At 38.5% G+C, this 13,312-nt stretch carries 6 protein-coding genes; all 6 read right to left on the reverse strand.

What is annotated here, in order from left to right:
- Nucleotides 1-7: 7 nt before the first annotated feature.
- Nucleotides 8-856: an ROK family protein gene (locus tag QM481_RS06045; protein WP_283381071.1), complete on the reverse strand. Its 849-nt coding sequence runs from the start codon at nt 854-856 to the stop codon at nt 8-10.
- Between the two features lie 20 nt (nt 857-876).
- A complete protein-coding gene (locus tag QM481_RS06050) occupies nt 877-2,778 on the reverse strand; it encodes a glycoside hydrolase family 97 protein (RefSeq protein ID WP_283381072.1) in 1,902 nt (633 codons plus the stop codon).
- A gap of 133 nt (nt 2,779-2,911) precedes the next feature.
- Entirely contained in the window at nt 2,912-4,099 is a 1,188-nt protein-coding gene (locus QM481_RS06055) for a glycoside hydrolase family 88 protein (RefSeq protein ID WP_283381073.1), read from the reverse strand.
- Between the two features lie 207 nt (nt 4,100-4,306).
- A complete protein-coding gene (locus QM481_RS06060) occupies nt 4,307-5,335 on the reverse strand; it encodes a LacI family DNA-binding transcriptional regulator (protein ID WP_283381074.1) in 1,029 nt (342 codons plus the stop codon).
- A gap of 367 nt (nt 5,336-5,702) precedes the next feature.
- Nucleotides 5,703-11,345: a cellulose binding domain-containing protein gene (locus QM481_RS06065; RefSeq protein WP_283381075.1), complete on the reverse strand. Its 5,643-nt coding sequence runs from the start codon at nt 11,343-11,345 to the stop codon at nt 5,703-5,705.
- Between the two features lie 155 nt (nt 11,346-11,500).
- The gene (locus tag QM481_RS06070) at nt 11,501-13,228 is read right to left on the reverse strand and encodes a RagB/SusD family nutrient uptake outer membrane protein (protein ID WP_283381076.1); all 1,728 of its coding nucleotides are present in this window, start codon (nt 13,226-13,228) and stop codon (nt 11,501-11,503) included.
- Nucleotides 13,229-13,312: the final 84 nt, after the last annotated feature.

The following is a 13,312-nucleotide window of genomic DNA, read 5'->3' on the forward strand; positions in this document are numbered from 1 at the left end:
GCATTAATCATTTATGGCTAATGGCACCTAAAAGAGATGCTTCTTCGTTTAGAATAGTTTTATGTAGTTGAATCGTTGGGTTGTATGCAGCTAATTGTTGGATAATGGTTGGGAAAAACTTCTCTGAAGCGTGGGCAATATTCCCTCCAATAATGATAACTTCTGGTTCGAATCGTTTGATAAAACCATGAATGAATGAAGATAGATTTTGACCAAAATCCTCGAATAATTTACGAGCAATCACATCAGAAGGATATAATTGTACCAATTGTTTGACACCTTCAATGGAATTTTGAGTTTTTAACTGATAAGTATCCACAAACCAACGAGTGGATATATAATCTTCGGCTACGCCCTCCAGCATAGGATAATTAATACCTAAAGCCATATCCTGCGCTTCGCCATTTTGATAAATGGAAGTACCTAGCCCCGTTCCAAGCGTAATACCTATTCCTTTTTCCAACCCTTTGCCTGCTCCAAAACGCATTTCGCCAGCCAAAAAAGCTTCTGAGTCATTGCGAAAAACGATATTTTGCACATCAATCCCCAATCGATCTGAGAGTTCTTGTTTGATGTTGAGTCCATACAGCGATTCGTATTTATTGACATTTTTCATCAAACAAATCCCTGTGAGGTAGTCAAAAGGACCTGGCATCGCGATACCAATTCGACCATCTTCTGAGCCATGTAATGCCCGCTTGATTGTGTCTGCCCAAATACTCAAAATTTCTTCAGCACTACCATGTGGATGAACTTTTGCTCTTGATAAGGTAGAAGCAACGACCTCTCCTTTTTGTAAATCAACTTGGGCTGCCGTAATATGCGAGCCTCCAATATCAACACCTATATGTTTCATAATTAACCTGTTTCTCTAAACTATTTTTCCTCTTCAAACCAGATGGCGTATCCACCCGATGCCAACAAATCCACCTCCAATTTGCTTGTGTAATCCACGCTAATAGTTTTCATCCCTACTTTGGTAGTAGTATTTACGTTTGCATCATCAAAATAGAGATGAGCTTTATACTTTTTACCTACAGTTAAAAAACTAAAGTCTATCGTCAGCTTACGGGCAGCGTTGTTAGTCATACATCCTAAAAACCAATCATTTCCTGACTTACGAGCAATCGTGATATATTCACCAATTTTACCATTTACCACTTTTGTTTCATCCCAAGTAGTTGGGATTTTTCGCCAAAACTCTAATTCAGGTTCATCCTTACTTTGTGATGGTTTATCGTACCAAAACAGCGTTTGAATTGGACTGTAGTAAACCGCTGCCATAGCTAACTGATGGGCATGGGTAGTCTTAATTCGATTGGTGTAATAGCAAATCGTATAATCAGCCGCGCCACCAATATATCTGGTAAAAGGAAGCATTACATTATGAGAAGCATCTGGCATTTCTTCGTTTCCTCTAATACCCTCGGCGGTCATGAGGTTCGGATAAGTTCGCATCTCACCAGTTGGTCGCCAGTCGTCGTGTATGTTTACCATTAAATCATTGGCAGCACATTTTTTTATGGCCTCCTCTACCCAAGTTGTCCAATGTTGAGAACCCACTTGAACAAACCCAAACTTAATGCCTTTAATACCCCATTTTTTGTAAAGCGGGAAAATCTCATCGGCTTGTTTAACCAAAGATTGAAGATTTACATACAGCCAAATTCCAACACCTTTTTGCTTACCGTATTCCACGACAGCAGGCATATCAATAGGTGCTACCACTTTGGCCGCATCAGTATCCCAAGTCAAGGCTGGTCCATACCACTTCCAGTCAAACAGAATATATTGAAGGTTATTTTTTGCAGCAAAATCAATCGCATCTTTGGCACCTTGTGTAGTCAAAGTCATTTCACGAATAATTTTCCCTGGCTTAATCCAATCTGTTTTGGCAATTTTATTGGCAGGATTTAGGTTCAAAAGAATATCATTATTTTCGATGAGTTGCCCCTCCGATTCCGCTACCATGATTACTCGCCAAGGCGTTCCAAAATAAGTAATAGCATCTACTCCCCCATACAAGCTCGTTTGAATAGTATTCTTTTTGGTTTTGGATAAAGCAAATTTTCCACGAGCATAATTCACCATTTCGGCTTCTGCCAAACACGCCCACAAGCCATTCGCAAGTCGCAATGACATCGGTCTTTCTCCCGAATCCACCCAGTCTTTTAAAGGTAGTTCTTGATATTTGCCTTGTGCCCATTGTGTATAGAATGCCGTTGTCCCAGCAGGAAGCGAAAACTCTGTATTCTCAGCCGTAATCTGGTAATAAGAGCCTTTCGGATTTTCAGGGAAGTAATAGCGAAGAGCTAGCCCTTCATTGTACAATCTCACCTGAATATCCATTTTATAATCATGATTGCTACTTTTTTGAAAAGCGATCGTAGCAGCAGAATAGCGATTTTTTATTACAGAACGTTCACCATACAAAGGCTTCCAAACTGAATCTACCTCGGATGAACTCGCTCTGAGAAACTCCATATCTTCACACCATTTGGTAGTTTTATCTACCTTCAATGCCATAGCTAATTCAGATAAATGATTGTCTAACTGAATGTCTAGCTCTGACTCCAAGATAATTGGAGTACTATTGTAGGTAAGGGTATAAAAAATTGCTTTATGCCCTTTTTTATCCAATTTTTGATAAAGTTGACAAACTAATTTTCCATCAGGTGATTTGATGGTTTGAAGGGTTTGAGGAATAAGCCCTTTCTGTGCGAAGGCAAAAGAATACCCTAAAAACAGGCACAGGGTCATGGTAAGAGTTCTTATCATAATGTTAGAAATGATTGTTTTTGTTTGTTACTCATCCGTCTATTCGGTAAAACTATCCAATCCAAATAGGTGTAAATCTAAAACCCCAATAGACGAGATGAGTAAGTATATTCAGAGGTTATGTGACATTGATTTATTGATGTTTGAGCAATTTCTTGTATTTCAACAAGGACTCGATATAATAATAATCTCCATAAATAATAGAAGCGTCTACCTCTCCATTAATTGGTCTATTTCCTGTGGAATGTAACAGAAATGCATTATTTACTTTTCTACTCTGATATTCGGCAGACGATAAACTTTCTACCATTTTTTTAGCCTTGGCTAAATACAAAGCCTTCTTTTGTGGACTTTTCACATAGTTGGCTAAGTCAAATAACGCCGATGCAGTTACGGCAGCCGCAGAGGCATCTCTGGTTGTATTCGGAATTTCTGGCGTATTGAAGTCCCAGTAGGGAATCAAGGTATTATCAGGTAAATTTTTTAAATACACATCGGTCACTTTCTGAGCGAAATCTAAAAATTGAGGGTTTTTAGTGAATTGGTAACACATGGTAAAACCATAAATTGCCCAAGATTGTCCGCGTGCCCACATGGTATGATCCGCATAACCTTGATGGGTCATTCCTTTGATTTTTTTCCCAGTCAACGAATCGTACAACACCACATGATACGAAGTGTAATCATCACGAAAATGATTTTTCATAGTAGTTAGTGCATGTTGCTCGGCTATCTTGTAGAGCTTTTTATTCTTTCCATTTTTAGCCGCCCAGAACAACAACTCTAGATTAATCATATTGTCGATGATGGTATTGTGTGCACCAAATTTTTTCACTTCTCGAGGCCATGATAAAATCGTCCCTACTTTGGGATTATAAAGCGTTGCCAATGTATCGGCAGTAGCGAGAATCACCTTCTTATAGGTAGAATTAGCCGTTAAGCGATACCCATTGCCATAACTACAAAAAATCTGAAAGCCAAGATCATGATCGTAGGCCTTTTCTTGGGATAGAGGTTTTAATTGTTTATCAAATCTTTCGGCTTGTTCTTTAAAAAGAGGATTCTTGGTACCCTCGTACAAATACCATAAAGCGCCAGACCAAAAACCACTGCACCAATCTTTGTAATCTACAAGTCGCCAAGCTGTTTTATCCTTCTCGATACTTCTTGGGATATTATTCCCTTGACCATCGGCGGGTAAAGTGTTGATAGTTTTTAAGGCTTGTGTCGCACAATAATCAATTTCTTTTTGAGGATTAAACTGCGCATTTACGTTCCAAGTCAAGCAAATAGCGATACAAGTAGTCAATATTTTTTTCATAGCAATTCACTTAGCTTAAAGGATTAAGCTATCAATTAAAAAAAGGGATAAATATTAGCGCTGTGGGCTTTATGCCATAAGCTAAAAGTTAAAACATATTATTTGTGGAAATAAAGGGTATATCTGTGCTTAATGCTTTTAACCTAGAGCGTAATAATGCAATTTATTTTGCATTATTACTTTTCTATCTACACCTTATAGGTTCATCTAAGCATTTTTGCGCATTTTACTCGACGAATCTCTGATAATAAGGTGTGCAGGCAAAACGGTTGTTCTATTGGTATACTCGTTGGTATCTTGCATGTGTTCCAACAAGTCATTAATCAGTTGTTGAGACATTTCCTGAATCGGTTGAGCAATCGCTGAGATAGATGGCTGATGAATACGGAACAAATCGTTGTCATCAAAAACCATCATGCCTAACTCCTCTCCTATTTTTACTCCCATGCGATTTAGCAACTCTATTCCTGTGATAGCTAAATAGTTAGTAGCAAAAAAAATCGCATCTATATGAGGTTCTGTTTTCAGCATATTCTCAATTTCCGCCATAATCAAATGTTCTTTGGCAGCACGATACTCTACTTTTTTGACAAAAGAAGTCAAACGGTTTTCATAAATCGCTCTTTCATAGCCAAGCAAACGGTCTATCATTTGGGGCTGAACAGAGTCGAGCGTTACAAATGCAATATTTTTATAATCCTGTGAAATAAGGTATTTCGCTGCTTGATATGAGCTTTCGAAATTGTTCATTCCCACATAACTAATATCTAAATCATTACAATTCCTATCAAACAATACCACAGGCAACTTACTATCAATCAGATATTTAATTTCATTGTCAATACCTTCTGTAGGCGTAATGATATACCCATCTACATTACGATCTCTGAAAGTATCAATCAGCTCTTTAGCTTTTTTAGGGTCGTTTTTGGTACTACTATAAATGATTTTGTAGCCATTCTCATAAGCTACATTTTCGATATGCCCTGCTACACTAGCAAAAAAAGGGTCGGCAATATCTTCAACAATCAAGCCAATCACATTCGTTTTGCCCGTTCGGAGACTCTTAGCCAAATGGTTCGGTCTGAAGTTATTTTCTTCAATAAAAGCTGTTACTTTTTTTGTTAATTCGGGACTAATACGTTTTTCTTTGGCTTTTCCATTAAGGATATATGAAACCGTAGCAGTAGAAATTTGAAGAGCGCTTGCCACTTCTTTGATAGACATTTTTTTCATCTACAAACACAATCGTTTTAAGTTTTTCGGGAAGTAGCATACAAGTTAAACGATTATTCTCATAAAAAACCTAGTTTTTGAAAAAACATCCATCCTCTCCACAGACTGTATTTCTACTCTTTCTTAAAAATCTATGAAAAATTATTGATTTTATAATGAATCATATACTCTTAGTGCAATTTCTAAGTAGTCCACAATAAAAAGATGCCACTTTTTGAATTTGATACCCTTTTATGAAGAAAAATATGTAAAAAAGTTTTGACAGGGTAAAAGTTAAGCTCGTAAGCAAGCATTTCGAGAGACACTGGAAACTATAAAATAAAATTCGAGAGCCTCAAAAAGACTCTCGAATCTGTAAAAACCTGATCTATTTTTGAAGGATTAGCTTAACAGATGGCATATTTCCTAATTGGATGTAATACACACCTGTTGTCAATTGGTCTGGTAAATTGAGTTCTATTGTTCTCGTTTCACCTGCCTCTACTATCTTCTCAGTAATAAGCATCCCAGTGCTGTTATATACTCGAATTGGAACATCATTTTCCAACTTAATGTCATTTTTCAACGCTACTTTGACATTATTTTGAGAAGAAGGATTAGGATATACACTGTACTGTATCAATGCCAGATTATTCCCTATTGCATTATTGGACAAGGTATTAGGTTCAGAACCGAATATTAGATTCCCCTGATAATACACTGAAATTTTGGTATTTAACAACAAAGAATTTCCATTTACACTCATATAGGAATAGTCATCATTTTGGTTGAAGTTACTCCAATCAGTTTTCGCAATTCTAAAATTGATATTTCCTGAATTTGATAAAGGATAAAGAACTCCAGCTGTGGCGTTAAAACCAAGATCAAAATAGGAATCTGCACCTTGTTTGTTAGAAACACTGCCAAAAGTTCCATTAACCTGAGCATTACCTATCTGTACATAGTCAAAGAAGGTGTTTAAGTTGGCACTTCCATCTTTGGTAAACCAATAGCGAACTTTCACATCTTTGTAGTTTACAGGGCTATTCCCTTCATTATTGAGGGTTAAATAGGTACTAATAGTGTTTGAATTGGGTTGTGACTTTGAATTTGCATACACTTTCAGCGACTGGTTGACAGGTACCAAAGACGGCTCTTGTCCCCAAATCAATTTACCATTTCTATACACCGTAATGTTAGTCACCAATAAAGTGGAATTGGTATTTGACCATGAATAATCGTTTTGTTCATTCAAATCTGACCAATCTGTATTGGCAAATCTTGATTGAATTACACCTGAATTAGCATTTGCTCCCAGATTACCTGCCGCAGCTAAAAAGCTGTATTCTACATATCCTAAGGCATTATTTCGTGGATTAGGCAAATTAGAATAACTCATTTTGACATTCGAATTCCCAAGTGCTGCATAGTCAATCCATGTATTGATACCTGTATAATTTTCTGGAGTAAACCAGTACTTCACCGTCAATTCGTTGTATGGGATTGTATGATTACTTTCGTTTACTAAGGTCAAAAATGGTTTAATTTGATTGTTGGTTGTACTATTATCTCCGTTCTGATATTTTATTTTAACAGAACTTAAAATAGAAAAGCTCCTAGAGATATTAGCAGCAGGATTGTAATTGCCATTTCCTGATTGTGAAGCAGTAATTTGTACAGTCCCAACGCCCACTAATTTGATTAGTCCATTAGAAATTTTGGCGATACTTGTGTCTGAGCTTACTAATGAAATAGCCAAACCTGCATTAGAAGAAACCACTGGAGTAAAGTCTGCTTCGTCGATGTACTTATTGGTTATTTCCTCAAAGGTAATCATCTGGTCTAGCTTTTTGATTTCCACATTTGTCACATCGCTGATAGGAGAAACACAACCATTCACAACACAAGTAGCTGTATATGAATAACTTCCTAAACCAGATATGGTTAATGTATTTCCTGAGGTATTATTTGACCAGTGAACGGTACCAGAACAACCAGAAGCAGTTAGAGTTACTGGATTTGGCATAAAATAGACTCCTGCACCCGAAATACTTGGAGCTATCAATGAGACTCCTACCTCCACTTGCAAGGTATCTGAATTTTCACCATCTGCTAAAGCATAAATGACTGTGTGCATTCCAGAAGATAAACTTGCAGGATCGAATACACTTACGGGACTACCATCTACTGTAAAAGTCCCACCTGTAGGGGTTCCTGTTAGTGTTACAGCAGGAGCATTTTTACAGTAAAACGAACTAAGATTCGTAATATTCACTGGCACATAATATCTGTTGCTCAGAACAAAATTCGACAGTGGTGAAACATTATCATAAGAAACAGTAAAGCTGTTATTTTGACCTAATTGTGGCGTGCTATTGGCTACTTTTTCCCAAGTATTTGTTGAGGAGTTATAGCGAATAAGCTTCATTCCTTGAGTGGCGCTTGCCCCTGCATTCAAATCAGAAGCGTTGAATCCAAACTTTAATGAACTGCTCACCGCATCAGAAGTTTTCAAATTCCATGTACGATTAACGGCTTGCTGGATAGTTTGAGTCTCCAACCCACTTGGGCCAAAGCCAGTTTGAAGACTTGTTTCGACCACTGTTGCAGCGTTAGGGGTAATTGTAACGGGATTGTAACTTGTGTTAGACACACCCACCCAAAGAGGCGTTGCCACTCCAGCACTCAGAGCCTGTTTGTAGACTGCGTTAGGAGCCATGGTAAACCATAGTTGACCCGAACCATTTGTGGTATGACCATTGGCACTAATTGGGGCTATGGTTAAGTTTAAAGGCGCCGTAGTAGCATCAATGATTCCTCCGTCTGCTACGTTTACAAAAATATTTTGAGTGGCAGCATTCTTCGCCATTCTAACATCAGAGCCCAATTTCAGTATTCCTTGAGTTCCTACATTTACGGCGATTGTTTGAACCGCTGAAGGATTGGACGTGCTGGTGTTGGAGTACAAGACAAAATGTGCTTGGCTTACATCTAAAGTTCCCAAAATATTGTAGGTCATATTTCCATAATTTTGCGTTCCACCTAATTTCAAGGCGGCTACTGTATTATCCTCTGTCGCATTGGTTGGGGAATGAAATGAGCCATTGGGATTAGAGATTTTTACCGTTTTTCCTGCATTAATAGTCAGCGTTTTATTAGAAGTTCCTGCCAATAATGATAAGGTATTTATCCCACTCGATTGCACACTGTTGTTACCAAAATTCATATCTATATCAAAAATGATATTTTGGATATTGTTACCAGTTGGTTGAAAACGAGCAATATTTACTATACCTGTACCTGTTACCGTTGGCGAACCGCTTCCCCCAAGATAGAGTCTGATTCCTTCTCCAACGGTGCTATTGCCTGTGGTAGTTCCTCCTAAAGTTCCATCTACACGAACAACAGCATCATTGCCATTGACCGTCAAACTAAAAACTGACCCACCTGGTGCGGTTGAAGATTTATACACGCCTGAACTTTGAATAGAAAAATTCTTCGCTACTGTTAAATTACTTGAGGCAGTCCAAATACCTCCCACAAAAACATCACCATTTGCTGTAATCGCACCAGTATGTGTCATCGTGCCATCCATAATCAAGGTATTGGCTACTGTGAGGGCAATTGTTTCTGTGAGTGTTGCTTGCGCATTGACTGTCAAACTTTTGCAAGAACCTGCTACGGTAGATAAGGTAACAGTATGTCCTGTTAGAATATGAACATTAGTATTGGCAGTCGGAGCTGTCGTGGTTGAACTTGCGATTCCACCGTTTCCATCTGAAATATTCCAAGTTCCACCATTCCAATTCATATTGCCAGAGGAAAGATAATCTCCAGCGGCGATACCCGTCACTAATAGCGTGCGACTTACGCTTTGTGCTGCGGCATAATCATCATTCCCTTGTTGAGAGGCTGTAATCAGACAAGAACCTACACCAACTATTTGCACAAGTCCATTGACAATTGTTGCTACGGAAGTATTGGAACTCATATAAGTTACAGGTAGCCCAGAACTTGCACTAGCACTAGGATTGAAATTCGCCGCACCAAATGACTTTGTAGCAATGGCAGGAAATGAGATTGTTTGCGTTGGTAAGGCCCCAAGATATTCCACCACGATATTATCCAACTTGAAGGCATTAGAAACTCCCACAATTTTGATTCGCATGCTTTGAACACCTGCATGTAGGCTCACTTGTGGCGCAACAGTAATCGTTTGCCAAGCAGAATTTCCATTTGCACGTATATCAAATTCGCCCGTCTTATCTGTTCCATCAAACTCAATTTTGATTTTCCCTCCTGCTGCAAGAACCAAAGCATTGATATTGATCTTAAAACGTCCTGCTGTTGGCACATTTACCGTATAGTTTACCCATTCTCCTGCCTCTAAAGACGTCAAGTGGTATCCTCCATTAGTTCGACTTTCAATGTCAACCGCTTCGTTCGGACGAAATTGACCGCCAGTATTTGAGTTACTTAAATCATAATATGTTTTGTTTTGTCCATCGGTAGGCATATAATCAAAGTTTTCAGCTTCGATCGTAGCAGGAAAATGGGGAATTGCAAAAACAGGTTTTCCATTCACAAAAGAGCAAGCATCGCCAGGAGAAAGAGATGTTCTGTGAAAAGTCAAACCACCCCAACCTGGATAATCGACTTCAAAACCTTGGCTTTCAACACCTAACTCTTGTGTCGAAATATCATAAGCACGTTGTGTCCATTTGTAATTATTGGCACTCACTCCTATTCTATCTCGATAATGCCCCAATACCATTTCGGTAATTGGTGCACGGTCAAATTTAAACCCTGTAGCTCTTGTCGTTGCGGTTTTTCCTTCATTGAGTGGATTCATTCTCAACGATTGCCATCTACCAGTTCTATCACGGCGACTAATAAATTCACCTGATTCAACTGTCGGTTCCCAAGGAGTTGTCTGGTCAGGATAAGGATAATTGAGCGAAACATTGTAACGATAGCTGTACTCCATCCCCTTGAGCAATCGATTATCAAGAAAACTATAGATATCATCGCCTTGATTCCAAGCCATTTCACAAATGGTCAAGATATTCCCTACCCCATTCAAAGAGTGAGTTTGATCTCGGGCACTTTCTTGACATTGACCATTTTCCCAAACATAATTTTGAATTAACTCATTATACCCATAATCAGGAACAGAATTATCAAAGCCGTTCAACGCATATACCTCTTGATATTCATTTGAAGCACTGGTCGGAGTTGTCCCATTGATTGGTGGTCCAGCTGGATAAGGAAGGTCATCAGCACGGTGAGGCAGTCCTTTTAGGTATCGAATAGAGCGTTCGTACATCACACGATTATCCAAAAAGATACCCATGGCAGCGACACCTCTCATCCCAAAAATTCCTTGATTGCCATGACGACCTGCATCACCATTGTACATAAACCAATAGAAGGTCACTTCTTCATTATTAATCTGAGCGGTTGGTTCTACCGTGGACGAATAACCTGGGTAAACTAGCATAGACTTAAATCTTTCAAGGTCGGTCGCATTCCATCCAGTGTAGGTATGCTTGATAATTTCGGCGCCTTCCAACAATTTCCATATTACACGACCAGCATCCAAACTTCTAGTACCACCCGTTTTGATTATTTGCAGATAGGACCAAGCATTGAATATCTCCACTGCTTTTTTGGCATGACGCTCATCTCCTGTTACATACCACATCAAGGCATTACAGTAGGCGGCTAGTCCATCGTATTTGATATCATCATAATTAAAACCAGTTATGGTCGAAACCGTTGCTAAAGTCGTACTACCATTGCCTCGAACAGCATAGCTATAACTGGCATAAGGACTTTGAGAAAGTGATTTGAAGGAAGATTTCCATGGCTCAATTCCAGCAGCAACCATGGCTTTCATCCTGTCTAAGTCAGACTTTTTGTGAGATACTCCAGGATGTGTAAAGGTTTGTGCTTGAGTATGGACATACGGCATCAACCCTACAATTATTAGAAACAATAATCGTAGTTGCCACGTTAAAGAAGTTTTCATGTTAACGTTTAGTAAATGTTAGAAAATCAAATTTCGAGGTTTTAAGTAGAAGTGTAGGGCGTTTCAAGAAGGCAAAATTAGGGAGTGATTAGGCATGTTAGGAATAACGTATAGGGCATTACTTTACACCCTATACGTCATAAAATCATTCAGGATTACCAGCCAGCGTTCTGCTTCAAATTAGGATTCAATTGTATTTGTTGAGAAGGAATAGGCAACAAGTAGTTTTTATCCTGCCATTTTCTTCCAGTTTCTATTCTGTAAACGCCATTTACCACATTATTTTTGATACTTGGCCAATACGTTTCGTAGGCTGTTCCTGTCCATTGAATCCCTTGAATGTCGATAGGCATCTCTATTTCGGCAGTTTTCCAACGAATCAAATCATCTCTTCTAAATCCTTCAAAGTATAGCTCAATCGTTCTTTCACGACGAATTTCGGTACGCATATCTAAACCGTTTGCTGCAACGAATGCATTACTAAGTTTTGGCATTGATTTATTTACACGATTTCGTACTACATTCAATGAGCGGTTCAAATCTAAGTCTGAAATTGTTCCATTTCTCTCATATACAGCCTCCGCATAATTTAATAATACCTCTGCATACCTGATTACAGGATAGTCGTAAGCTTCTTGGTTGTCATCGAGTCGTCTTTCGGTAGCCCATTTTTGGGTAGCATAACCTGTGTTTGAATTCGATTTATATTTACCATTCGAGTTGGCTATATCTATCGCATCACCTTTCCAAGTAACACGAGCGCCAGGGTTTTGGTTATTCCAATAATATCGTCCATCGACCATCATCGTGTATTGCATACGATTATCACGATTTTGATATTCAGAAGTCGTGGTTTTGTATCCTTGAAATTGTGGAGACTTTTCTATTGGTAAACCATCCGAACAAAGGTACATACTAGCAAATTTGCGTGTTACCCAGTAAACATTGTTAAGGGTAGCTTTGGTCACGTTCATGCGAATTTGACGCAAGTTAAAGTCATAACGATTGGCTAAAATATACTCTTTATTAGCTGCTTTAGTGATATTGGCTGGGTTGGATTGCTGGTTTTCTAGGATAAACATATACTTCTGTGCTGAGTCACCTAAGGCTGTAGGTGCAAAAAGCTCATATTGTGTACTTTTGATTACCTCATCCCCATTTGATATAGCCTTGTCTAACAAAGTGTTTGCTCTAGCAGTATTTCCACGAAACTTTTGCCACGTGCCTTCATACAACGCGACTCTACTCAAAAAAGCTTGTGCAGCACCTTTACTAATTCTACCTTTATCCGAAGCGGCAATCGCATTCTCAAGAGGTAAATCTGTAATAGCAGCTTCAAGGTCTTGGACAATTAAATTAACTACTTCTTCTCTAGAATTTTGGGGAGAAGTTAGTTCTGAGGAGGTTGTCGTCAACGTTTTGGTAACAATTGGCACTTCTCCAAATTGTTGTAACAAATCAAAGTAAGTGTACGCTCTAAAAAACTTCGCTTCAGCAACAAAGGTCTTAATATCATTGGGTTGCGAATATGAACTTGCCTTTTCAATAAGATAATTGGTTGCTCTAATACGAGTATAAGCAGTATTCCAATTACCATCCGAAGAAGGAACAGTGTTTGAACCATTACTAAAAGTAGAGCCTCCAGAAACATACATGATGTCGGAACGACGGTCAGCATGAGGCATATCGTTCAAAATGTCTGAGAAGCTTCTTAAATAGGTATAAAATTCGTTGGCTGCTAGTCTAAATTGATCTGGTGTTTTCCAATAATCTGCATCCGAAATTTCATTGATTGGTTTCATATCTACGAGGTCGTTGCAACTTACTCCCGTAAATAAAAGCGCCGCTAGGGCTATTTTGATATATATCTTTTTACTTTTCATTTTCTTTATCTATTTTAAATGAGTACAATTCTCAATTTTATACATTTCTGATAATCAAATAATTGTACTCAACACCATGAAGAT

Source organism: Flectobacillus rivi (assembly GCF_030056655.1).
GTDB lineage: Bacteria > Bacteroidota > Bacteroidia > Cytophagales > Spirosomataceae > Flectobacillus > Flectobacillus rivi.